Here is a 23,308-nt window from a genome sequence, read left to right as displayed (position 1 = left end):
AATGAGACATACAAATGATTTGGGAAAGGATCCGATATTCCCACTGGTGCTGCGGCTGGCGATTCCGACCATGATGGCTCAGTTCGTAAGCGTCCTGTATTCCATCGTGGATCGAATGTACATCGGCGCAGGTGTGGGAAGTCTGGCATTGGCCGGAGTGGGCGTCTGCGCGCCGATTGTTACGCTTCTTTCCTCCTTCGCTTCCTTGATTGGCCTTGGCGGATCGCCGATTATGGCCATGCGGATGGGAGCCGGGGACGAGAGGGAAGCACAGAAGATATTGAATAACAGCTTTTTTATGCTTCTGGTGACGTCAGTGATTCTGACCCTTGGATTTCTGGCTTCGAAGGAGAAGCTTCTGATGTGGTTTGGCGCGAGTCAGGCCACATTTGCTTATGCGAACACCTATGTGACCATCTATACGTTGGGAACCGTATTTGCGTTGTTATCCACGGGCATGAACAGCTTTCTGATAGCCCAGGGCTTTTCAGGACTTGGCATGGTGACGGTCATGTTGGGCGCAGTGTTGAATATTATTCTGGATCCCATTTTTATTTTCGGCTTCCATATGGGCGTAGCCGGAGCGGCTGCTGCGACAGTTTTGTCTCAGCTTGCTTCCGCCGTCTTTGTGCTGGTGAGCCTGCGGGGAAAAAGAATGCCCATAAGACTTGGCTGGGGCGGCTTTGCCAAACAGACGATGCGGAAAATCATAAGCTTCGGATTTTCTCCGTTTTTGATTATCGCCAGCGACAGTATCCTGCTGATTGTGCTGAATACGGTGCTGCAGCGCTATGGGGGGCCGGGCGAGGGGGATATTCTGGTTACCTGCGCCACCATTGTGCAGAGCTACCTTCTGCTCATTACCATGCCCATGAGCGGGATTACTCTGGGCAGTCAGCCGGTGGTCAGCTTTAATTATGGCAGGGGTGATGCGGGACGGATTCGAAAAGCCATTTGGTGCATCACCGGACTTTGCGTGATTTTCTGCAGTCTGATGATGGTATTTACGTACACGCTGTCGCCGCTCTATGTGAGCATGTTTACGAAAGACGTGGAAATCAAGCTGCGATCTGTACGGTACATCAAAGTATTTACCGCCATGATTGTGCCCCTGGCGGTGCAGTATCCGCTGGTGGACGAAACGACGGCTCTCGGCCATGTAAGGCGGGCGCTGTTCTGCTCGGCCTTCCGGAAGCTGATTTATTTCTCCTGCCTGATACTGCTTCCGATGCTGGTGAGCGCGGAAGCGGCGTTCCTGTCAGAGCCGGCTGCGGATGTGATAGCCGCGACGATGACGACGGTTCTGTTTTTGAAAACATTTCCGGGGATAGTGCGGGAGACGGAAGCGATGGAGAAAGCAAAAGAGAAGAAAGGGCAGATATAAAAGTACCGCCAGTCTGTAGAGGGCTAGCGGTACCGTATTTTCGGATATTCAGCGTTCAGGAGAAAGAGTTATGTCAACTGAACGCTTTTGCTGTCAGAACTATTTTCAAAAAACAGTCATGCAATAATCTCCAGCTCCACCTGGGGCAGAAGCTCCTTCACATCGGCCTCCCGGGCCAGCAGGGTGCCTTCCTGGCGGACGGAACCGGCGGCGCAGGCCATGGCGTGGCGGAGCATATCGGCGGTGCCCAGGCGCTTGCGGAGAGCATAGCACATACCGGCCACCATGGAATCGCCGGCGCCGGTCAGGCCCTTGGCCTCCACAGGAATGGCTTTCGCCCGGTAGGTGTGCTCCTGATCCAGCAATAGCGCGCCGTCGGCGCCCATGGAAATACAGACATAGGGGATGCCCCCATCTACGATTTGGCGGGCAACCTCGAGGGGACCCTTGCCGGATTTCAGTTCGTTCTTGAAGGCCTGCTCAAATTCCTTACTGTTGGGCTTAATCAGGAAGGGCTTTTCTTCCAGTCCCAGCCGGAACGGTTCACCGGTGGTGTCCAGCACAGTCTTGACATCTTTTTTGTGGGCCAGGTGGATGAGGCGCTGATAGATATTGGCGGGGACGCCGGGCGGCACGCTGCCGCTTAACACCAGAATATGTGTGTGATCCAGTCGCACATCAATTTCGTCCACCAGCTTTTCGATGGCAGCGAAGGAGACGTTAGGTCCGGCCTCATTGACCTCAGTCATGATGTGGTTGGACTGGTCAAAAAGCTTGATATTCGTTCGAATAGCGCCCTCTGAACGGACAAAATAGTATTGCAGGCCCCGGGCTGTCATGGCATGTTCCAGAGTATTGCCGCTTTCACGGAAGTTCAGTCCCATGCACATGGTTTCTTCTTTCAGGTTATTCAGCACGGTGCTCACATTCAGTCCTTTTCCGGACAGGTCTACGCGGGTATTCTTCACCCGGTTGTAAGCGCCGATTTCCAGATTATCCAGATAAATAGTTTTGTCGATGCAGGGATTCAAAGTTACAGATAATACCATAAATACCTAACTATCCTTTCTTACAGATGATTCACGTCTCTCCCTCTGTCTTTCATTATAGAAAATACAGAAAAGAAAGTCAATGTTGATGGAAAATTCTGAAATATAAAAAAGAAAGGAAAAGATTGGCGGAAACCTTGACGCTTTATACCGCTCGGTATATAATGAAAATAGAAACAGAACCGGCGGAAATTCTGGTATCTCGGAAGAGCCTGGAAAGGGGATTCTTACCGGAGGGACACACATATGGACAACAGGGAAACCATTCTTGAGACAGCGCTGGATTTATTTTATACCAGGGGCTACGACGCAGTGGGCGTCCAGGAGATCGCGGAGCGATCCGGCGTGACGAAGCCGACGCTGTACTATTATTTTAAAAGTAAATACGGTCTTCTGGAACAGCTGCTGACGAGCCGGAGCGAGGCCTTCGCGGCGGAGCTTCGTGAGGCGTGCGCTTACCGCGGCGACCTGAAGAATACCCTGTGCGCGGCGGCTCGGACGGCGGCGGCCTTTGTGGCGCGGGAACCGAAGTTTTCGGCGCTTTTCGTGGCGCTCTACCATTCGGCAAAGGGAAATGACGCTTATAAGGCCGTGCGCCCCCTAGTGTTCCGCCTGCAGCGGCAGATCGAAGAGATTTTCATCGACGCCTCAGCGGACTTAGGCAATATGCACGGGCGGCAGCGGCAGTTTTCCCTCGGCTTCATCGGCCTGGTTCTGTATTACATTGTCATGAAGCAGGAGACCAGTAAGCGTGAAGACGTACAGATCACCGAGGCGGAGATTGAGGCGCTGGTGCACCAGTTCATGCATGGTATTTATTCATAACGGATAAAAAAAGACTTACAAAGGGAGGCAGAAAAAGATGGCCAAATGGTATGAAGAAGCCATTTTTTATCATATTTATCCGCTGGGACTTCTGGGCGCGCCCAAGACCCACACGGAGGACGGCGTGACCCACCGGCTGCGGGAGCTGGACGACTGGGTGCGGCACATGAAGGAGTGCGGATTCACAGCGACCTATATCGGACCTCTGTTCGAATCCACCAGCCACGGTTACGATACAAGGGATTATAAGCAGGTGGACAGCCGCCTGGGCGACAATGAGGATTTTAAGCATTTCGTAAAGCTTTGCCATGAAAATGGCATCCGGGTGGTGGTAGACGGCGTCTTTAATCACACCGGCCGCGAATTTTTCGCATTCCGGGATATTCAGAAAAACCGGGAGAATTCCCCGTACCGTTGCTGGTATCAGGACGTGAGCTTCGAGGGCAATACCCATTACAACGACGGCTTTTACTACAAGGCATGGCACAACTGCTTCGAACTGGCGAACCTGAATCTCTGGGATCGGGGCGTGAAGGATTACCTTCTGGATGTGGTGCGGTTCTGGATTGACGAATTCGATATCGACGGTATCCGCCTAGACTGTGCAGACTGCCTGCAGTTTGATTTCATGAAGGAGCTGCGTTGGGTGACCGGTCAGAAAAAGGAGGATTTCTGGCTCATGGGCGAGGTGATTCACGGAGATTACGCCCGGTGGGTCAACGATGAGACGCTTCATTCGGTGACCAATTATGAGCTGTGGAAGGGTCTGTATTCCGGCCACAATGATCATAATTATTTCGAAATCGCCCATACCATAAGACGGCAGTTCGACGCGAACGGCGGCATTTACAAGGGATGCAGACTCTATTCCTTTGTAGAGAACCACGACGTAGATCGTATCGTCAATAAGTTAAATGAAAAGGGCTTTTTACAGTCAGTATACACGTTACTGTACACACTGCCCGGTATCCCATCTGTCTACTACGGCGGCGAGTGGGGCGTGGAAGGCCGAAAAGAGGGAGCCTGCGACGATGGTCTGCGGCCCCACCTGGTACTCTCCGAGATGGAGGCCAATCCGCCGATTCCGGAGCTAAAAGGATTGTTATGTAAACTGGGTGCCATCCGTCAGGCGAATCCGGCACTGACCGACGGCGTGTATCGGGAGCTGCTTCTGACGAACAGGCAGTACGCATTTGCCAGAATCCTGGGAAATGAGGCTGTAATCACAGCAGTGAACAACGATGCGAACCCGGTCCACGTGGAAATCAACTGCCCGGTGTCCGCATCAGGCGCACAGGAAGCACTGACCGGTACGGACGCAGAGCTCCGGGACGGCAGGATTATCTGGGAAATGCCCGCGTATGGCAGTGCAATATTTGTAATTTGTTAAATCAGCCTGAAGCATTTACTGCTGAAGGCGTGAGAAAGTGAATCCGGTATTTATAGTTAAATAGGGGTGAGATTATGAAGGGTAAGAGAACACGGGCGGACGCCAAGGTAAGAGAGGCAGAAAAGGCGGCGAAGAGAGCCGCACAGGGAAATAAACCGAAGAAAATAGCTGCAGTAAAGGCAACAGAAACCGGGACAGCAACGGCACAGAAGCCGGAGGTATCCTGCTTCATCAGCGATTTTGACCAGTATCTGTTCGGACAGGGCAATCACTACGATATCTTTCGGAAGCTGGGTGCGCACCTGACCGAATATGAAGGACAGAAGGGAGTGCATTTCGCAGTCTGGGCGCCCCATGCGGTGCAGGTGCATGTCATCGGCGAATTCAACGGCTGGAATGAGACAAGCCATCCCATGAGCCGGCTGGATCCATTAGGAATCTGGGAGGTGTTCGTGCCGGGCGTACAGCTTGGCTGCCTCTATAAATATCTGATTGAGGCGCAGGATCACAGTCTGCTTTACAAGGCGGATCCGTACGCAACCGAGGCGGAGATGCGTCCGGGAACCGCGTCCAAAGTATCCGATATCTCCGGTTTTCAGTGGTCGGATAAGGACTGGATGGAGAAGCGGAAAAAGAAGGATCCGAAGGAAGAGCCCATGGCTATCTATGAGGTGCATCCGGGTTCCTGGAAGAAGCATCCCCACGGTCCCGACGAGGACGGTTATTATAACTATCGGGAGCTGGCACACGCGCTGGCGGATTATGTCCATGAGATGGGTTATACCCATGTGGAGCTGATGGGTATTGCGGAGCACCCCTTTGACGGCTCCTGGGGCTATCAGGTGACCGGTTATTATGCGCCCACCTCCCGCCATGGCAGCCCGAAGGATTTCATGTATCTGATCAATTACCTGCATCAGAAGAAGATCGGCGTCATCTTGGACTGGGTACCGGCTCATTTTCCCAAGGACGCCCATGGTCTGGCGGATTTTGACGGCCAGCCCCTGTATGAATATCCGGATCCCAGAAAGGGCGAGCATCCCGACTGGGGCACCAAGGTATTTAACTACGAGATGAACGAAGTGAAGAACTTCCTGATTGCCAATGCCCTGTACTGGGTCGAGGAGTTCCATGTGGACGGCCTGCGCGTGGACGCGGTGGCTTCCATGCTGTACCTGGATTACGGCAGGGAGGCCGGCCAGTGGATTCCGAATAAGTTCGGCGGCAATAAGAACCTGGAGGCCATCGAGTTCTTCAAGCATCTGAATTCCGTGCTGCTGGGCCGCAACCCGGGCGCGGTGACTATCGCCGAGGAGTCTACGGCATGGCCCATGGTGACGGGCAGCCCCGAGGAAGATGGTCTGGGCTTCTCCTTCAAATGGAATATGGGCTGGATGAACGATTTCCTGGAATATATGAAGCTGGATCCTTATTTCCGGAAGGGCGCGCATAATATGATGACCTTCGCCATGACCTATGCCTACAGCGAGAATTATATTCTGGTGCTGTCCCACGACGAGGTGGTACATCTGAAGTGTTCTATGATCAATAAGATGCCGGGCGAGTACGAGGATAAATTCGCGAACCTGAAGGCGGCTTACGCGTTTATGCTGGGTCACCCGGGTAAGAAGCTGCTGTTTATGGGTCAGGAGTTTGCACAGCTTCAGGAGTGGAGCGAGGCCAGAGAGCTTGACTGGTATCTGCTGGAGCAGGACGAGCACCGGGAGCTTCAGGCCTTTGTGAAGGCGCTGCTGCATCTCTACCAGAAGCATTCGGCTCTCTACGAGCTGGATACCCATCCCGATGGCTTCCAGTGGATCAATGCCAACGACGGCTACCGCAGTATCTTCTCCTTCATGCGCTTCGACAAGGCGCGGAAGAAGAACCTGCTCTTTGTCTGCAACTTCACGCCGGTGGAGCGCCCCGATTACCGGGTGGGCGTGCCGAAAAAGAAGCAGTACAGGCTGGTTCTGGACAGCGATGCGGCGGAGTTTGGCGGAAGCGACGTAGAGAAGCCGACCGTCTACAAGGCCGAGGTCGGCGAGTGCGACGGTCAGCCCTATTCGATCGCCTATCCGCTGCCGGGGTATGGAGTGGCTGTGTTTGAGTTTTAGAGAATAAAGGATAAGAGTATAAAATAACCAGGTCGTTTTGCAATATCATTTCTGATAAAGAAAGATATTTGTAAAACGGCCTGGTTTCTGTTTATTTGGTCAGGGTGTATCGTCTGCCTGCGGCGCAGCCGCCTTCTCCAGCGCCCGCTCCACGGCTCCGAGGATTACCTGGGAGGTGTACTGAGTGTCCTCTGAGTAGTCCAGACCGTCCAGGGACTGGGTTTCACAAATCTGGTCCGCCAGGTTGTCGAGGGCGGGCTGCATCAGGGGGTACATGGTTTCGATGGCTTCGCTCAGGTTATTATAGGCGATGGATTCGATGCGGGTCTCGCTTACGGTGACAGCTACGTCTACGGCGTTGCCGCCCAGGGTGATGGACGAGGTGTAGACGCCGGGGGTGTATGCAGCATCGGCAGATGCGGGGCTCTTTTTGCCCTTCGGCGCGAACATGTAGACCAGCAGCAGAATCAGAAGGATTCCCAACGCCACAAAGATTCCGGTGTAAATGAGCTCCTTCATGCGGAGCACGACAATTTTGGTTTTCGAACTCAAGGAAAGCCCTCCTGCGGGGGATTCGATTGTTATAGGATATGCGGGAGGGAAGCGGGATATACGTATGATGTAGAAAGGCAGGGAGTGTGTATATTATCATGTGTGCAGCTTTTTAGCGGACGCTGTATGTTCCGCTGCGGACCATGCGTCCGCGGAGGACATACAGTGTCAGATAAACGATGCGCACAGATAAATACACATCCCCTGCCTTGTTATAGCATACAGGTTAGCGTTCTACCGCTCGATGAAGCCTTCCCCGAGTACTTCCCGAACATCTGTCACGATGACAAAGGCATTCGGATCACACTCTTTCGTCAGTTCTTTGAGCTGTACGATCTCCTTTTTTGCGACCACACAAAAAAGCATGTTCTTGGCGTCGCCGGAGTACATGCCGGTGGCTGAGATGCCGGTGACGCCGCGGTCCAGATCGGTCATGAGGATCTGAGACAGCTCGTCGGGTTTTTCGGTGATGATGAAGGCGGCTTTAGAGAATTTCAGGCCGTCTATGAGGCCGTCGGCGATGCGGGAAGTCAGATAGATGGCGATGATGGCGTAGAGGGCCATCTGGACGCCGAACAGGTACGCGCCGAACAGGACGATGAGGGTGTCCAGGATCCACATGATGGATGCTGTGCTATAGTGCCGAAGGAAGTGCTGAATCAGGGCGGCGATGAGATCAGTGCCGCCGGTGGTGGCCTGGGCTACGAAGACAAGGCCGATGCCGGTGCCCATGATGAGGCCGCCGTAGAGGGCTGACAGCAGCAGGTCGCCTTCGGCGATGGGGATGACCGGAAGGACGGACAGCCAGAATGACAGCATGACGGTGGCGAAGCCGGTGCGCAGCAGGTAGCGGAAGCCTTTCAGCTTCATGGTCAGCAGCAGGAACGGAATGTTCAGTGCTAGGTTGGTGACGGACAGGGGGACGCCGCCAGGGATCAGTTTTTCGGTGAGCTGGCGGATGATAATGGCCAGACCGGAGAAGCCACCGGTGATGAGGCTTGCCGGGTCGAAGACGGACGCTACGGCGAAGGCCATCAGGGCAGTTCCGATGGTGATGAGCAGAATGTCCCGCAATTTCATTTTTCTAGTTACAGTCATTTTGTTAATTCCCTTTCAATATGATCTTTCCACGATTCAAACTATCATAGGAAGTAAGAAAAAGCAAGGGGGAACTGCCGGATACTTCTTTGTGAACTATGTATAGGGGATTTCTGGGGGATTTTATGAAGGTAAATTGCGGAAATGCATAAAAATTTTGCATTTCCTCTTTTCAATTTTGTAGTTTTGCATTAATATATAGATTAGGTATTTAGTGTTTTAGAGAAAACAGGGGTGTTTTTTTGTAAATTTTGCCAGATATGCGATGGGAGAGGGACTGGCGATATGCACAAATACAAAAACTATATGCAAAAAAGGAGCGGAGAGAGTTATGATTTCGAATCAGGTACTGCAGAATACGATTGACGGTCTCAAAGGAATTACCCGGATTGATCTTTGTGTGATTGATACAGAGGGTAAAGTTCTTGCGTCTACTTTTCCGGAGGCGGACGCTTATACAGGGTCTGTGCTTGCTTTCATTGATTCTCCGGCGGACAGCCAGGTGATTCAGGGCTTCCAGTTTTTTAAGATTTTTGACGATACGCAGCTGGAATATATTCTTCTGCTGAACGGCGGAAGTGAGGATGCGTATATGATTGGCAAGCTGGTGGTCTTCCAGATCCAGAATTTACTGGTTGCATATAAGGAGCGTTTCGATAAAGATAATTTTATCAAGAACCTGCTTCTGGACAATCTGCTTCTGGTGGATATCTACAACCGCGCCAAGAAGCTGCATATCCAGACTGAGGTGCGCAGAGCGGTCTTTATCATTGAGACGGGTCGGGAGAAGGATACGGCTTCCCTGGAAAATGTGCGGACGCTGTTTGGCACCAAGTCCCATGATTTTATCACAGCTGTGGACGAGAAGAATATCATTGTGGTCAAGGAGCTGGCGGATAATGAGGGGTATCCGGAGCTGAACCGTACGGCCAGGGTGATCTGTGATCTGCTGAACAGCGAGGGCGACGAGCACGTTCATATCGCTTACGGCACCATTGTAAATGAAATTAAAGAAGTGTCCCGTTCCTACAAGGAAGCGCGGATGGCTCTTGACGTGGGCAAGATTTTCTTTGATGATAAGGATATTATTGCCTACAGTACGCTGGGTATCGGCCGTCTGATTTATCAGCTGCCGATTCCGCTGTGCAAGATGTTTATCCGGGAAATTTTTGACGGCAAGTCTCCCGATGATTTTGACGAGGAGACCCTAACCACCATCAATAAGTTTTTTGAGAACAGCCTGAATGTGTCTGAGACTTCCAGACAGCTGTATATCCACCGCAATACACTGGTGTACAGGCTTGACAAGCTGCAGAAGAGTACGGGCCTTGACCTGCGGGTTTTTGAGGACGCGATTACCTTCAAGATCGCGTTGATGGTTGTAAAGTATATGAAGTACATGGAATCTATGGATTATTAAGCTTCGGCTGAGGAGTGAAAAAATGATTGACATGCAAAATGTGACAAAGTCCTATGCCACGGGCGTGCAGGCCTTAAACGGCGTGACGCTGCATATTGACAAGGGCGAATTTGTTTTTATCGTAGGAAACAGTGGTTCCGGTAAGTCTACGCTGATTAAGCTGCTTCTGAAGGAGCTGGATCCCAGCTCCGGAACCATTAAGGTAAATGGAATTAACCTGAATAAGATGAAAGCGCAGGCCATCCCCAAGTACCGCAGAAAGCTGGGCGTGGTGTTCCAGGATTTCCGTCTTCTGAAGGACCGGAATGTCTATGAAAATATCGCGTTCGCCCAGCGGGTTATCGCGACCCCAAGCAAGGATATCCGCAAGAATGTGCCGAAGATGCTGTCCCTGGTGGGACTGGCGGAGAAGTATAAGTCATTCCCGAAGCAGCTTTCCGGCGGCGAGCAGCAGCGTGTGGCTCTGGCGAGAGCCCTGGTGAACCGGCCCAATATTCTTCTGGCCGACGAGCCCACCGGTAATCTGGATCCGAAGAATTCCAGAGAAATCATGAAGCTTCTGGAGACCATCAACGAGCGCGGTACGACCGTGCTGGTGGTAACACATAACCAGGAGATTGTAGATCAGATGAAGAAACGGGTAATTGTTATGAACAAAGGCGTCATTATCAGTGACGAGCGCAACGCTGGGTACAAGCAGAATGCGAATTAGTTCTATCGGCTACTGCCTGAAGCAGGGCATGAAAAATATCTGGCGTAACAAAATGTTCTCTCTTGCGTCCATCGCGACCATGTCCGCCTGCATTTTCCTGTTCGGAATCTTTTTCTGCGTAGTAGAGAACTTCCAGTACATGGTGCGGGAGGCGGAGAAATCCGTGGCTGTAACCGTGTTCTTTGATGAAGGTCTGTCCGAGGAGGAGATTCAGGCCATCGGTGAGAAGATTCAGGCCCGGGATGAGGTATCTGAGGCGGTCTTTGTATCCGCAGAGGAATCCTGGGAACAGTATAAGGCGATTTACTTTAAGGACAATCCTCAGCTGGCTGAGGGCTTTGCGGACGATAATCCGCTGGCCAACCAGGCTCACTATGAGATTTACTTAAATGATGTGGAGGATCAGCAGAGCCTGGTAGATTGGCTGGGCAGTGTAGAAGGCGTCCGCAAGATTAACCAGTCCGCGCAGGTGGCGGATATTCTGACAAACTTCAATATGCTGATTGGATATATTTCCATCGCGGTGATTATATTGCTTTTGTGTGTATCGGTCTTCCTGATCAGCAACACGGTCACTATCGGTATCGCGGTCCGCAAGGAAGAAATCGCGATCATGAAGCTGATCGGCGCCACCAACGGTTTTGTCAAGGCGCCCTTTGTGGTAGAGGGTATTGTCATCGGTATTCTGGGCGCGGCCTTCCCGCTGGCACTGCTGTATTATCTGTATACACAGCTGGTGGGCTTTGTGGGAGATAAATTTAATGCCCTGACGGGACTTCTGCAGTTCCTTCCGGTAAATGATATGTTCCGGATTCTGCTTCCGGTAGGCTTGGTGCTTGGCGTAGGCATTGGTTTCTTCGGCAGCTTCTTTACGATCCGGAAGCATCTGAAGGTGTAAGTGCCCCGTAACTGGTCAGGTATTGAACCGTTACAATGCCTCATAGAAAAGGATAAAGAATAAAATGAAAAGAACGCGTATGGTAAGCGCGCTGCTTGTGGCTACGCTTACAGCTGGCTGTATTTTCACAAATGAGAACCTGCGGGTGTCCGCTACGGCGAACCAAATCGATACCAGCGATCTGGAAGATAAGAAGCAGGATACCCTGGATAAAATCAAGGATATCAAATCTGACATCAGCAATACGAAAAAAAAGATTTCTGATCTGGAAAATAGCAAGAGTAATCTGGAAACCTATATTTCCAAGCTTGATCAGGAGGCAAATGATCTGGCGAAGCAGATCGATAAGCTGAATAAGGATATTGAAGCGAAAAAAGAAGAGATTTCGACCGCTGAGGCAGAGCTTGACGAAGCGGAAGCTACAGCTGCCCGGCAGTATGAGGATATGAAGAAACGGATTCAGTATCTTTACGAAAATGGAAATCCTTCTTATCTGGAGCTGCTTCTTACCTCCGAAAGTATGGCGGATTTTCTGAATAAGTCCAGCTATGCGGAGCAGATGACGGCCTACGACCGGAATATGCTGGAGGAGTACATTGCCCAGAAACAGGCGGTGGAAGAGAAGAAAAAGGAGCTGGAATCTGAAAAGGAAGAGCTGGACGCCATGGCGGGCGCGGCTTCCGAGCAGAAGAAGACCGTAGACGCTCTGATCAAGACCAAGACAGCCCAGATTCAGAGCTATCAGGATCAGATCGACAGCGAGAACAGCAATGCAGAAGAGTATAAAGCCGATTTGGCAAAGCAGCAGAAGCTTCTGGATCAGATTGAGCAGCAGATCGCGGCGGCGGCAGCAGCCAACGCTCAGGCCAGTGACGGTGATGGAGGAGCCTCCGGCTTCGTATGGCCCTGTCCCAGCAGTCGGAGAATTACCAGTGGATTTGGCAATCGTGCCCAGCCTACAGCAGGCGCGTCGACCAACCACAAGGGCATTGATATCGGAGCATCCTACGGAGCTTCGATCGTAGCGGCAGCCTCCGGGCGTGTGACCACGGCGGCCTATAGTAGTTCTGCCGGCAATTACATCGTCATTTCCCATGGAAACAATCTGTCTACCGTATATATGCATTGTTCTGCGCTGTATGTGAGCGCAGGCCAGACCGTCAGCGCAGGCCAGTCTATCGCGGCAGTGGGTTCCACCGGTTATTCCACCGGCAACCACCTGCATTTCGGCGTAATTAAGAACGGAAGTTATGTAAACCCAACGGCATACGTGGGCGGATGATCATGACTGTTTGCAGGCACCGTCTCGTGAGACGTTTTGGCATGCATGGGACAAAAGATAAGGACGTATACTGGAATTATGGAAAATAAAAAGCAGTTTATCAAAGGCTTTGCCGTGGGCATACTCGTCACCGTGCTGTTGGCGGGCGGTATCTTTGCCGGAAGCAATGCGCTTACCAAAGCATCTGATGAAAAGAAAGCAGAAAGTGGCGAACTGAATCTGACCAGCAGTCAGGTAGAGGATAAAATCACCGAGATTGAGACACTGGTTCAGAATTATTATCTGAATGACATCGACACGGATCAGGTAGAGAACTATCTGTATAAAGGCATGATCGTGGGGCTTGACGACCCCTATGCCGCTTATTATACGAAGGAAGAGTACCAGAGTCTGATGGACTCCACTAATGGCAGCTATTATGGCATTGGCGTGGAAATGAGTCAGAACATGACCACCGGTATCATTACCATTACCCGTGTTTTCGAGGGATCGCCTGCGGAGGAAGCGGGACTGCTTCCGGGCGACGTGATCTACAGGGTGGATGATGATGAGGTAACCGGTGAGGATCTGACCAAGGTGGTCTCCAAAGTAAAAGGAGCCGAGGGCACGACCATACCGATCTCTGTGGCCCGGGAAGGGGAGAGCGATTATCTGACCTTCGATGTGGAGCGCAGAATGATCGAGATATCTACCGTAGCTCATAAGCTGCTGGATGGCAATATTGGTTATATCTCCGTGACCAGCTTCGACGACGTGACGGTAAATCAGTTTCTGGCCGCCCTGGATGACCTGGAAAATCAGGGTGAGACCGCTCTCATCATCGATCTCCGTAATAATGGCGGCGGCCTGGTATCCAGTGCCTGCAGCATGCTGGATCGCCTGCTTCCGGAAGGCTTGATTGTATACACGGAAGATAAATACGGCAACCGGGAGGAACTGAAGTCTGACGCCGAGAACTACTTTGATAAACCGCTGGCTGTCCTGGTCAATGGCAACAGCGCCAGCGCTTCGGAGATCTTTGCCGGAGCCATCAAAGATTATGGCATCGGTACCCTGGTGGGCACTCAGACCTTCGGCAAAGGTATTGTCCAGAAGATCTACCCCTTAAGCGACGGCACCGCCGTGAAGCTGACCGTCTCCAAGTACTACACGCCAAACGGCAACAACATCCACGGAATCGGCATTGCGCCAGACGTGGAGGTGGAACTGGATCCGGCTGTAGCCAATGAAGTGGTGATACCGGAGGAGAAGGACAATCAGCTGCAGAAGGCGATGGAGATCCTGACAGAAAAGTGAAATAAATTGCAAAGCGAAACCCGGTCGGATTTTTACGACCGGGTTTTTTTGCGTTCAAATTTGTCGTAAAAATGTGTGAAAGCTTTCGAAAATAGGTAAAAATAGATAAACAGGAGGAAATACATAAAACTAAAACGTTCAAAAAATTCATAAATTATCAATATTCTATACAAAGTGCCAAATCTATGTTTACATAACTGTACAATAGACATATATAAATTGTTTGATACGACAAAAGTATCAAAACAGACATAAAATGAGCATAAAATATGCAAAATGTTCATAAAAGTACTTGAAAGAAATTTCACCGTCATGTAAGATAAACCCATAGGAAATAAGGAACCAAAAAACATAAAGTTAAGCAAAGAAAGGGAGATTTGAAAAATGTCCAAGATTAGCGAAATGACAAGAGACAGCTGGATCAAAAGCACCTTCCCGGAGTGGGGAACCTGGCTCGTAGAAGATATCGAGAACGAGGTTGTAGCTCCCGGAAACGTGGCTATGTGGTGGCTGGGATGTACCGGCGTATGGTTTAAGACACCGGCTGACACCAATATCACCATCGACCTGTGGTGCGGAAACGGTAAGAGAACCCATGGCGACAACAAGATGAAGCCAGGCCATCAGATGGCAAATATGTGCGGCGGACGTCTGATGCAGCCGAACCTGAGAAACGTACCTTTCGTCATTGACCCGTTTGCTTTCAAGCATGTAGACGCAGTTCTGGCAACCCATTATCATCAGGATCATATGTCTGCAGAGTGGGCAGCACATGTTATCCAGAGCGGAATGACTACTACAGATGAGAACGGAAAAGAGATTCCGGTACCGTTCATCGGACCGAAGAAGTCTGTAGAGACCTGGGTAAAATGGGGTGTTCCGGAAGACCGCTGCATCACCGTAAAGCCGGGCGACACCATCAAGATCAAGGACCTGGAGATTGTTGCTCTGGACAGCTTTGACCGTACCTGTATCGTTACCACAGACGATACCAGTGAGAACAGAGAAGAGCTGACAGGCGTTTGCCCCACCGATATGGATGATAAGGCAGTAAACTACCTGGTTAAGACTCCGGGCGGAAACATCTATCACTCCGGTGACTCTCACTTCTCCATTTACTTTGCAAAGCATGGTAAGGATTATGATATCGATGTTGCCTTTGGTTCCTTCGGTGAGAACCCCATCGGTATGCAGGATAAGATGAGTTCCGTAGATATCCTTCGTATGGCAGAGAACCTGCAGTGTAAGGTTGTTGTTCCGATTCACTGGGACGTATGGACCAACTTCCAGGCTGACTGCGACGAAATCAAGCTGCTGTATGATTTCAAGAAGGACAGAAACGAGTACAAGTTCCATCCGTTCTTCTGGCAGGTAGGCGGAAAGTACACCTATCCTCAGGATAAGGATAAGATTTACTATCATCACAGAAGAGGCTTTGAGGACTGCTTCGAGCATCCCCAGAACATTCCGTTCCGTTCCTGTCTGTAAGCTTTGGAATAAGGGAGAAAAGGATTATGTTAAGAGAGTTTGTAGAAAAGAAGCATTATCTGTTTGCCAAGGAAGCGAAGGACTGGGAAGACGCTATCATCATGAGCTGTAAGTCTCTGGAGGCAGACGGAACGGTAGAATCCAATTATGCCCATGACATCGTAGAGTGCGTTCGCAAGTACGGTCCGTATATCGTAATCATGCCGAACATCGCGATGCCGCATTCCCAGGAGGGCGCAGTCGGAGTCAATAAGACGGCCATCGGCTTCATGAAGCTGGAGAAGCCGGTCAGCTTTGACCCAAACGACCCGGAAAAGGACGCTCAGCTGTTCTTCACACTGGCATCCTGCAACCCGGATCAGCATCTGAATAATATGATGCGTCTGTCCGAGATGCTGATGAACGAGGAGCTGGTAGCAGAGCTTCTGAAGGCTGAGGGGCCCGAGGACCTGCTGAAGCTTCAGGAGAAGTATCTGGACAAGTAAGAACCTGACTGCGGCCCGTGAGGTCGGGCTGCAGTTATCATAAAGGGGAAAATGTAGGAGGAAAAGAGTTATGGATATTTTAATGAGAGCATGGTCGTATTTTGCTACGAACATTCTGCAGCAGCCGGCCTGGATGATCGGCCTGATTGTATTGATTGGTTATGTACTGTTGAAGAAACCCTGGTATGATGTACTTGGCGGAACCATCAAGGCAGTCGTAGGTTACATGATCCTGGCAGCAGGTTCCGGCGGACTGGTAAGCAACTTCCGGCCGGTGCTGGTAGGTCTGAAGGATCGTTTCAATCTGGACGCTATGGTTATTGACCCGTACTTCGGACAGAACGCGGTAACCGCAGGCGTGGAGGAAGTATTTGGAAAGCCGTTTTCACAGGTTATGCTGCTTCTTCTGATTGCGTTTATCATCAACATTTTACTGGTTCGTTTCAGTAAGGTAACAAAGCTTCGTTCCCTGTTTACCACAGGTCACGTGCAGGTACAGCAGGCTTCCACCGCTTACTGGCTGATCCTGTTCGCACTGCCGGGACTGGCTACCAATAACACAGCGCTTCTGGTAGTAATGGCAATCGTACTTGGTCTGTACTGGGCAGTAGGCTCCAACCTGACCATTAAGCCGACTCAGGAGCTGACAGACGGCGCAGGCTTCTGTCTTGGACATCAGCAGATCATGGGAGTAGCACTGTTCTCCTGGATCGCAGGCAAGATGCATGAGCGCGACGTAAAGAAGGGCAAAGAGGCTTCCAAGAAGCTGGAGGATATCGAGCTTCCGGGCTTTATGTCCATCTTCAATGAGAACATGGTATGTACCGCAATCCTGATGACTGTATTCTTTGGAGCAATCCTTCTGGTTCTTGGCAGAGATTATCTGACTGAGGCCGGATTTATGAAGGAAGGACAGAGCTTCCTGTTCTATATCCTGACTGTCTGCCTGAACTTCGCAGTATATCTGGCAATCCTGCAGCTGGGTGTCCGTACCTTCGTAACAGAGCTGACCAATTCCTTCCAGGGTATTGCCAATAAGTGGCTCCCGGGTTCCGTACCGGCAGTAGACTGTGCAGTATCTTACGGTTTCGGTTCTCCGAACGCAGTACCGCTTGGATTCCTGGCTGGTGCTTTTGGACAGTTCCTTGCCATCGGCGCTCTGATTCTTCTGAAGAGCCCGGTACTGGTAATTGCCGGATTCGTACCTGTTTTCTTTGACAATGCGACCATCGCGGTGTATGCTAATAACAAGGGCGGTCTGAAGGCAGCACTTATCCTGCCGTTTATCTCCGGTCTGTGCCAGGTATTCGGTTCTGCATTAATCGCAGGCTGGGTAGGTATGGCAGCATACGGCGGATACCTTGGTATGTGGGACTGGGCAGTTGTATGGCCGGTATTCACAGTTCTGATGAAGTACTTAAGCTACGCAGGTCTGGCAATCGTAATCGTTGCCCTGCTGGCTATCCCGCAGCTGCAGTACAGAGCTGACAAGGAAGGCTACTTCCTGATGACTGAGGACTGGGAAGCATACAAAGAGCTGAAGGCTAAGAAGGCTGAATAAAGATTCGTCAAATATACAAGTTAATCCGATAGGAGGAAACGACAATGCTGAACATTTTGGTTTGCTGCGCAAACGGCGCCGGAACAAGTCTGATGATGAAGATGACTACAGAGAAGGTTGTAAAGTCTCTGGGTATCAAGGTTGGAAAGCTGCATCACTGCTCTCTTTCTGAAGGAAAGAGCTCCGCAACTCAGTTTGATGTAGTATTCTGCCCGCTGAACTTCATCTCTATGTTCAAGGAAGCAGAAGCAAAGGGTGTCCATGTAATCGGTCTGAAGAACGTAATGTCCCAGGCAGAGATGGAAGAAAAACTGAAAGCATCCGGAGTGCCGCTTGAGTAATAACTAAAACGAGGGCGCTTCCCTGTGGCTGGAAGGCCGCGGGGAGGCGCTTTTGAGTTTTGGGTAAATAAGAGAGAAGGAGTGTGGCGTCGTGAAAATAAGCCGTTCAATTGTAAACAGTCGAAGAGAGAGAATCTTGGAGACCGTGAGGAATGGTGGAGATGTATCTGTAAACAGCTTATCGGAGCAGCTGCAGGTATCACCTCTGACGATTCGACGCGATCTCCAGTATCTGGAAGAACATAAATTGCTGGAGCGTTTCTACGGAGGAGCGCGCACAGGAAATGCGGAGGTTCCGCGCCAGAACAGCCGGGAGCTTCGGAAGGAGCGGATCGCAAAATACGCGGCCGGTCTGGTGGAGGATGGAGACAGTATTCTTCTGAATACCAGCTCCACAGCTCTTGCTATGGTAAAATATATCACCAGCCGGAATGTAACGATCATTACAAATAATGGAAATATTATCAACGAAGAGAATCCCTCCCAGGCGACCATTGTGCTTCTGGGCGGAGAACTCCGTTATCAGAAGGGCGCCATGGTGGGTGATTTCACCAAGAACAGTCTGGCCTATGTGGCCGCGAAAAAGTGCTTTGTCGGATGTACGGGTATCAGTCCGGATATCGGTATGGTGACAGAGATGATGAGCGAGGTAAACCTGAATCAGATGATGTTTCAGAGAGTGACTGGAACAACCTATATTTTGGCAGACAGCTCCAAATTCGGTATCAGAACCGGAGGCGTATCCTGTCCGCCGGAGAAGATAGAAAATATTATCACGGACGTAAATGCCCCGGCGCAGATGGTCCGTGAATTTCGAGAAATGGGAACCTGGGTATATCAAGTAGATTAGGTAACTGGTCAGGTACTGAACAGTTACAGATTAGGAGATTGTGACAATGAAGGTAAATAAGATTAAAACACATGAGCTTGAGAAATGCTATTCTATCTGTCCGCTGACCTACAACGGAACAGAGCATATGCTGGTAGCAGCAGAGAAGGTAAACAAGTGCCTGCTGTTTGACCTGGATGGAAACCTGGAGGAGACCGTATGGGACGAGCCGGGCGGAGTTATGACTATGGTTCAGATTCCGGGAAGCAACGGCGAGTTCCTTGCTACCCATAAATTCTATTCACCGAATGATTCCAAGGAGGCAAAGATCATTCTGGCTTCCCCGAAGGGAAAGAATGACTGGGTAGTAAAGACCATCGTAGACCTGCCCTTCGTACATCGTTTCGATATCCTGACCAGAGGCGGCGTAAACTACATCATTGCCTGCGCGCTGAAGTCCGGTCATGAGTTCAAGGACGACTGGAGTATGCCGGGTAAGATCTGGGTAGGCGAGCTTCCGGCGGATTTAAGCGATATCAACGAGGACAACCAGGTGAAGCTGGTGCCGCTGAAGGAGAACCTGCTGAAGAACCATGGTTACTGCCGCGTAGAGAAGGACGGCGTCATGAGTGGTATCGTGGGAACCGAGAATGGCATTTTCAAGGTGACACCGCCGGCAGAAAAGGGCGGCGAGTGGACCGTAGAAACTCTGACCGAGGATCCGGCCAGCGATATGACCTTCGCTGATTTCGACGGAGACGGCGAGGATGAAATGCTGGTTATGACCCCGTTCCACGGCGACACCATCAAGATTTACAAGAAGGCAGACGGCAAGTATACCTGCGTGAAAACCTTTGAGGGCTCCTATGAGTTTCTGCACGGTATCTGGGGTGCGGAGATCTTGGGCAAGGGTATGGCGATCATCGGCAACCGTAAGGGCGACCGCGACCTGATGGCATGCTACCATGACGGCAAGGATTATGTTCTGGAAGTGCTGGATCATAACGTAGGACCGGCAAATACCCGTGTATACAAGAAACCGGGCAACAAGCTGGGTATCCTGTCCACCAACCGTGAGATTGACGAAATCGCGTTTTATGAGATTGAGAGCCTGTAAGGGCTCTCCCTATGAGAGGAAATATTATGAAAGCATATAGCATTGGATTATACGAGAAAGCCATGCCGAACACGCTGACCTGGAAAGAGAAGCTGGAGGCGGCCAAAGAGGCAGGCTACGATTTCGTGGAAATCAGTATCGATGAGACCGACGCGAAGCTGGCCCGTCTGGACTGGACGAAGGAAGAACGCCTGGAGCTGGTAAAGACCATGTATGAGGTGGGTCTGCCCATTCGCAGCATGTGTCTGTCCGGTCACCGGAAGTACCCGCTGGGAAGCAGCGATCCGGCTACAGAGGCCAGAAGCCTGGAGATTATGGAAAAAGCCATTCAGCTGGCAGACGATCTGGGCGTCCGTATCATTCAGCTGGCAGGCTATGACGTATATTATGACGAATCTACACCGGAGACCGTAGAGCGTTTCGGACGGAATCTCAAAAAAGCAGCCCGGATGGCAGCCAGAGCAGGCGTGCTCATGGGCTTTGAGACCATGGAAACAGAATTTATGAATACCTGCGAAAAGTCCATGAAATATGTGGACAAGATTAATTCCACTTACTTGAATGTATATCCGGATTGTGGTAACATCAATAATGCAGCAATCACCTACGGAACCGATGTACTTGCAGATCTTAAGAGCTGCGATGGTCATGTGGTTGCGATGCATTTGAAGGAGACTGTCCCCGGCAAGTTCCGCGACATGATGTACGGAGAGGGACAGGTAGATTTTCCGGCGATGATTGACACCGCATGGGAGATGGGCGTACGCCGTTATGTAACGGAGTTCTGGTATCTGGGCAAGGAAGACTGGAAGGCAGACCTGCATTTTGCAAATTCTGCCATGCGTAAGCTTCTGGATCAGAAAGAAAACGACTAAGCGCGGTCCGCAGTATTATTTTCAAGGAGGAAAAATCGTGTTAGAGGAACTGAAAAAACAGGTATACGAAGCAAATATGGAGCTTCCGAGAAGAGGACTCATCACCTATACATGGGGAAATGTCAGCGGAATTGACCGTGAAAAAGGACTTTTCGTAATCAAACCCAGCGGAGTTGAGTACGATCTGCTGAAGCCGGAAGATATGGTAGTTATCGACCTGAACGGTAATAAAGTAGAGGGTGATTATAATCCGTCTTCCGATACACCGACCCATCTGGAGCTGTACAAGGCATTCCCGAAGATTGGAGGCGTGGTACATACCCATTCTCCGTGGGCTACCTCCTGGGCACAGGCAGGCCGCAGCATTCCCTGCTACGGAACCACTCACGCAGACTACTTCTACGGCGAGATTCCCTGTGCAAGAAGCCTGACCGCTGACGAGATCAACGGTGAGTATGAGAAGAACACAGGCCTTGTTATCATCGAGACCTTCAACGAGAGAGGCATCGATCCGATGCACGTACCGGGCGTTCTGTGTACCAACCACGGACCGTTCACCTGGGGAACCGACGCAGCCAACGCAGTACACAACGCAGTCGTTCTCGAAGAGGTTGCCAAGATGGCATGCCGCACCGAGATCCTGAACGCAAGAGTACAGCCGGCACCGCAGGTTATCCAGGACAAGCATTTCCTGAGAAAGCACGGTGCGAATGCTTACTACGGACAGATTAAGAGATAAAGAAAGAGAGATAAGAAAGCAGCAGCCGGATCCCATGTGATTCAACTGCTGTTTTTTATTTGTTCACGCAGCTGCTTTCGTTTCAGAAATTTGAATCGATGTTTTCAAAGTAAATAATTTGATAATCTTTGTCAATACTATGAGAAAAGGGCATCCGCGCATTGACTTAAAAAATGGAATCTGTTACGATACAGGGAGTTAGATAACGCTAACTACATGTGAATAAATCAGGCAGACTCCTTTGGGAATCCCCTACGGGGATACCTATAGGCGCGGGAAACAAGCGCAAAGCTTGAAAGAATTGGATTATCCTTCCTGTGTCCATGAGACTGGGAAGATGTATCGGGTGGCTCCCTTGCATCTTCCGGTGTTCTGCCCGAAAAGAGATTCATATTGAAAGGAGATTATCAAAATGGATTTTTTACAGATTGAGAAGGTTGTGGGAAGAGAGATTCTGGATTCCAGAGGAAATCCGACGGTAGAGGCTGAGGTAACTCTGGCAGATGGCACCGTAGCGCGCGGAACCGCTCCCAGCGGCGCTTCTACAGGTGAATTTGAGGCGCTGGAGCTGCGTGACGGTGACAAAAGCCGATATCTGGGAAAGGGCGTTACAAAGGCCGTAGAGAACATCAATACCATTATCAATGAGGCAGTCAAAGGCCTGGATGCTTCTGACATCTACGCCGTAGACCGCGCCATGATCGAGGCGGACGGCACGAAGGACAAGTCCAAGCTGGGTGCAAACGCGATTCTGGCCGTATCCATCGCGACCTGCCGTGCGTCAGCAGCAGCTCTGGATATGCCGCTGTATCGTTTCCTGGGCGGCATCAATGGCAATCGCCTGCCGGTGCCGATGATGAATATTGTAAATGGTGGCTGCCATGCACTGTCCTCCGGACTGGATGTACAGGAGTTCATGATCATGCCGGTGGGCGCGCCTTCCTTTAAGGAGTGCCTAAGATGGTGTGCGGAGGTATTCCATGCGCTGGCGTCTATCCTGAAAGAGAGAGGGCTGGCCACATCCGTCGGTGACGAGGGTGGTTTTGCTCCGGCACTTAAATCTGACGCAGAGGCTATTGAGACGATTCTGGAGGCCGTAAAGAAGGCCGGATACGAGCCGGGTAAGGATTTCATGATTGCAATGGATGCGGCTTCTTCTGAGTGGAAGAGTGAGAAGGGCAGGGGCTTTTACAAGCTGCCGAAGGCCGGTACAGAATTTACGGCGGAGCAGCTGATTGAGCACTGGGCTGACCTTTGCGAAAAGTATCCGATTATTTCGATCGAGGATGGTCTGGATGAGGAGGATTGGGAAGGCTGGCAGAAGCTGACGGCCCGTCTGGGCGACAAGGTACAGCTGGTTGGCGATGACCTGTTTGTGACCAATACGGAGCGTCTGTCTAAGGGAATTGAGATGGGCTGCGGTAACTCTATTCTGATCAAACTGAACCAGATTGGTTCTGTGTCTGAGACGCTGGAAGCTATCAAGATGGCTCATAAGGCTGGTTATACGGCTGTTACCTCCCATCGTTCCGGCGAGACTGCGGATACGACGATCGCAGATCTGGCGGTTGCGTTGAATACCTGCCAGATTAAGACGGGTGCGCCGAGCAGAAGTGAGCGTGTGGCGAAGTACAATCAGCTGCTGCGTATCGAGGAGGCATTGGGTAAATCAGCGGTTTATCCGGGAATTAAGGCGTTTAATGTGAAGTAAGGTATAGAAGACGGACGGGCAGGGACTTTGTGATTTCCGTGTTCATCGTTTATCGGACTGTGCCACCCACGGACTTGAGGTCCGCAGGTGCCCCACGCAGTCCGCTAAAACGCTGTACACTGGAAATTACAAAGTCCCTGTC

General features: G+C 50.9%; 21 protein-coding genes. 18 read left to right on the top strand and 3 right to left on the bottom strand.

Going from position 1 to position 23,308, the window contains the following annotated elements; translation table 11 throughout:
- Position 1: 1 nt before the first annotated feature.
- Positions 2-1,384, top strand: a complete 1,383-nt coding sequence (locus tag ACTRC3_RS00975; protein WP_440320878.1) for an MATE family efflux transporter — start codon at positions 2-4, stop codon at positions 1,382-1,384.
- A gap of 116 nt (positions 1,385-1,500) precedes the next feature.
- Here ACTRC3_RS00975 and pfkB read toward each other — a convergent pair whose 3' ends face one another.
- Complete coding sequence (pfkB, locus tag ACTRC3_RS00970) at positions 1,501-2,433, bottom strand: 1-phosphofructokinase (RefSeq protein WP_440320876.1); 933 nt, start codon at positions 2,431-2,433, stop codon at positions 1,501-1,503.
- A gap of 246 nt (positions 2,434-2,679) precedes the next feature.
- Between pfkB and ACTRC3_RS00965 the strand changes: the two genes are divergently transcribed.
- From ACTRC3_RS00965 to glgB, 3 genes are all read left to right on the top strand, one after another.
- Entirely contained in the window at positions 2,680-3,258 is a 579-nt protein-coding gene (locus ACTRC3_RS00965; protein ID WP_178038339.1) for a TetR family transcriptional regulator, read from the top strand.
- Between the two features lie 37 nt (positions 3,259-3,295).
- A complete protein-coding gene (locus ACTRC3_RS00960) occupies positions 3,296-4,648 on the top strand; it encodes an alpha-amylase family glycosyl hydrolase (RefSeq protein WP_440320875.1) in 1,353 nt (450 codons plus the stop codon).
- Positions 4,649-4,722: 74 nt separating this feature from the next.
- On the top strand, positions 4,723-6,762 hold the full coding sequence (gene glgB / locus ACTRC3_RS00955; RefSeq protein WP_440320873.1) for a 1,4-alpha-glucan branching protein GlgB: 2,040 nt from the start codon (positions 4,723-4,725) through the stop codon (positions 6,760-6,762).
- 99 nt (positions 6,763-6,861) lie between these two features.
- On the opposite strand, the gene ACTRC3_RS00950 is transcribed toward glgB, so the two are convergent.
- Both ACTRC3_RS00950 and ACTRC3_RS00945 read right to left on the bottom strand, forming a co-directional pair.
- A complete protein-coding gene (locus ACTRC3_RS00950) occupies positions 6,862-7,314 on the bottom strand; it encodes an FMN-binding protein (RefSeq protein WP_440320872.1) in 453 nt (150 codons plus the stop codon).
- Between the two features lie 234 nt (positions 7,315-7,548).
- Positions 7,549-8,412, bottom strand: a complete 864-nt coding sequence (locus ACTRC3_RS00945) for a YitT family protein (protein ID WP_440320870.1) — start codon at positions 8,410-8,412, stop codon at positions 7,549-7,551.
- 331 nt (positions 8,413-8,743) lie between these two features.
- Here ACTRC3_RS00945 and ACTRC3_RS00940 point away from each other — a divergent pair, with 331 nt between their 5' ends.
- The 14 genes from ACTRC3_RS00940 (at position 8,744) to eno (ending at position 23,166) form a co-directional block, all read left to right on the top strand.
- Positions 8,744-9,832 (top strand): helix-turn-helix domain-containing protein, encoded by a 1,089-nt coding sequence (locus ACTRC3_RS00940; protein WP_178038334.1) that lies wholly within the window; start codon positions 8,744-8,746, stop codon positions 9,830-9,832.
- Positions 9,833-9,854: 22 nt separating this feature from the next.
- The gene (gene ftsE, locus ACTRC3_RS00935) at positions 9,855-10,544 is read left to right on the top strand and encodes a cell division ATP-binding protein FtsE (protein ID WP_178038333.1); all 690 of its coding nucleotides are present in this window, start codon (positions 9,855-9,857) and stop codon (positions 10,542-10,544) included.
- Entirely contained in the window at positions 10,534-11,442 is a 909-nt protein-coding gene (gene ftsX, locus ACTRC3_RS00930; RefSeq protein ID WP_440320868.1) for a permease-like cell division protein FtsX, read from the top strand. Before ftsE ends, ftsX begins: the two co-directional genes overlap by 11 nt.
- A gap of 64 nt (positions 11,443-11,506) precedes the next feature.
- The gene (locus ACTRC3_RS00925) at positions 11,507-12,724 is read left to right on the top strand and encodes a murein hydrolase activator EnvC family protein (protein WP_440320867.1); all 1,218 of its coding nucleotides are present in this window, start codon (positions 11,507-11,509) and stop codon (positions 12,722-12,724) included.
- 78 nt (positions 12,725-12,802) lie between these two features.
- Positions 12,803-14,020 carry a S41 family peptidase gene (locus tag ACTRC3_RS00920; RefSeq protein WP_440320865.1) on the top strand — a complete coding sequence of 406 codons (1,218 nt, stop codon included), beginning with the start codon at positions 12,803-12,805 and terminating at the stop codon, positions 14,018-14,020.
- Between the two features lie 384 nt (positions 14,021-14,404).
- Positions 14,405-15,508 carry an L-ascorbate 6-phosphate lactonase gene (gene ulaG / locus ACTRC3_RS00915; protein ID WP_440320863.1) on the top strand — a complete coding sequence of 368 codons (1,104 nt, stop codon included), beginning with the start codon at positions 14,405-14,407 and terminating at the stop codon, positions 15,506-15,508.
- A gap of 26 nt (positions 15,509-15,534) precedes the next feature.
- Positions 15,535-15,993, top strand: a complete 459-nt coding sequence (locus ACTRC3_RS00910) for a PTS sugar transporter subunit IIA (protein WP_158363505.1) — start codon at positions 15,535-15,537, stop codon at positions 15,991-15,993.
- Positions 15,994-16,063: 70 nt separating this feature from the next.
- Positions 16,064-17,554: a PTS ascorbate transporter subunit IIC gene (locus ACTRC3_RS00905; RefSeq protein WP_440320861.1), complete on the top strand. Its 1,491-nt coding sequence runs from the start codon at positions 16,064-16,066 to the stop codon at positions 17,552-17,554.
- Positions 17,555-17,598: 44 nt separating this feature from the next.
- Positions 17,599-17,895 carry a PTS sugar transporter subunit IIB gene (locus ACTRC3_RS00900; protein ID WP_349164823.1) on the top strand — a complete coding sequence of 99 codons (297 nt, stop codon included), beginning with the start codon at positions 17,599-17,601 and terminating at the stop codon, positions 17,893-17,895.
- 91 nt (positions 17,896-17,986) lie between these two features.
- Positions 17,987-18,745 (top strand): DeoR/GlpR family DNA-binding transcription regulator, encoded by a 759-nt coding sequence (locus tag ACTRC3_RS00895; protein WP_440320859.1) that lies wholly within the window; start codon positions 17,987-17,989, stop codon positions 18,743-18,745.
- Between the two features lie 46 nt (positions 18,746-18,791).
- The gene (locus tag ACTRC3_RS00890) at positions 18,792-19,841 is read left to right on the top strand and encodes a hypothetical protein (protein ID WP_440320857.1); all 1,050 of its coding nucleotides are present in this window, start codon (positions 18,792-18,794) and stop codon (positions 19,839-19,841) included.
- A 26-nt stretch (positions 19,842-19,867) separates the two neighbouring features.
- Positions 19,868-20,716 carry an L-ribulose-5-phosphate 3-epimerase gene (locus ACTRC3_RS00885; RefSeq protein ID WP_440320855.1) on the top strand — a complete coding sequence of 283 codons (849 nt, stop codon included), beginning with the start codon at positions 19,868-19,870 and terminating at the stop codon, positions 20,714-20,716.
- 37 nt (positions 20,717-20,753) lie between these two features.
- Positions 20,754-21,455, top strand: coding sequence for an L-ribulose-5-phosphate 4-epimerase (locus tag ACTRC3_RS00880; protein WP_178038324.1), 702 nt, complete (start codon positions 20,754-20,756; stop codon positions 21,453-21,455).
- A 412-nt stretch (positions 21,456-21,867) separates the two neighbouring features.
- The gene (eno, locus tag ACTRC3_RS00875) at positions 21,868-23,166 is read left to right on the top strand and encodes a phosphopyruvate hydratase (protein WP_178038323.1); all 1,299 of its coding nucleotides are present in this window, start codon (positions 21,868-21,870) and stop codon (positions 23,164-23,166) included.
- Positions 23,167-23,308: the final 142 nt, after the last annotated feature.

The sequence above is a fragment of the Laedolimicola sp. genome (genome assembly GCF_051972735.1).
Lineage (GTDB): Bacteria > Bacillota > Clostridia > Lachnospirales > Lachnospiraceae > Laedolimicola > Laedolimicola intestinihominis.
Note: the sequence above shows the minus strand (reverse complement) of the source record. Positions and strands in the feature narration are given on the sequence as shown.

Excerpts from the sequence above, each read along its gene's own strand:
- ACTRC3_RS00975 (WP_440320878.1), top strand. The coding sequence starts at position 2 with ATGAGACATACAAATGATTTGGGAAAGGATCCGATATTCCCACTGGTG.
- pfkB (WP_440320876.1), bottom strand. The coding sequence starts at position 2,433 with ATGGTATTATCTGTAACTTTGAATCCCTGCATCGACAAAACTATTTAT.
- ACTRC3_RS00965 (WP_178038339.1), top strand. The coding sequence starts at position 2,680 with ATGGACAACAGGGAAACCATTCTTGAGACAGCGCTGGATTTATTTTAT.
- ACTRC3_RS00960 (WP_440320875.1), top strand. The coding sequence starts at position 3,296 with ATGGCCAAATGGTATGAAGAAGCCATTTTTTATCATATTTATCCGCTG.
- glgB (WP_440320873.1), top strand. The coding sequence starts at position 4,723 with ATGAAGGGTAAGAGAACACGGGCGGACGCCAAGGTAAGAGAGGCAGAA.
- ACTRC3_RS00945 (WP_440320870.1), bottom strand. The coding sequence starts at position 8,412 with ATGACTGTAACTAGAAAAATGAAATTGCGGGACATTCTGCTCATCACC.
- ACTRC3_RS00940 (WP_178038334.1), top strand. The coding sequence starts at position 8,744 with ATGATTTCGAATCAGGTACTGCAGAATACGATTGACGGTCTCAAAGGA.
- ftsE (WP_178038333.1), top strand. The coding sequence starts at position 9,855 with ATGATTGACATGCAAAATGTGACAAAGTCCTATGCCACGGGCGTGCAG.
- ftsX (WP_440320868.1), top strand. The coding sequence starts at position 10,534 with ATGCGAATTAGTTCTATCGGCTACTGCCTGAAGCAGGGCATGAAAAAT.
- ACTRC3_RS00925 (WP_440320867.1), top strand. The coding sequence starts at position 11,507 with ATGAAAAGAACGCGTATGGTAAGCGCGCTGCTTGTGGCTACGCTTACA.
- ACTRC3_RS00920 (WP_440320865.1), top strand. The coding sequence starts at position 12,803 with ATGGAAAATAAAAAGCAGTTTATCAAAGGCTTTGCCGTGGGCATACTC.
- ulaG (WP_440320863.1), top strand. The coding sequence starts at position 14,405 with ATGTCCAAGATTAGCGAAATGACAAGAGACAGCTGGATCAAAAGCACC.
- ACTRC3_RS00910 (WP_158363505.1), top strand. The coding sequence starts at position 15,535 with ATGTTAAGAGAGTTTGTAGAAAAGAAGCATTATCTGTTTGCCAAGGAA.
- ACTRC3_RS00905 (WP_440320861.1), top strand. The coding sequence starts at position 16,064 with ATGGATATTTTAATGAGAGCATGGTCGTATTTTGCTACGAACATTCTG.
- ACTRC3_RS00900 (WP_349164823.1), top strand. The coding sequence starts at position 17,599 with ATGCTGAACATTTTGGTTTGCTGCGCAAACGGCGCCGGAACAAGTCTG.
- ACTRC3_RS00890 (WP_440320857.1), top strand. The coding sequence starts at position 18,792 with ATGAAGGTAAATAAGATTAAAACACATGAGCTTGAGAAATGCTATTCT.
- ACTRC3_RS00885 (WP_440320855.1), top strand. The coding sequence starts at position 19,868 with ATGAAAGCATATAGCATTGGATTATACGAGAAAGCCATGCCGAACACG.
- eno (WP_178038323.1), top strand. The coding sequence starts at position 21,868 with ATGGATTTTTTACAGATTGAGAAGGTTGTGGGAAGAGAGATTCTGGAT.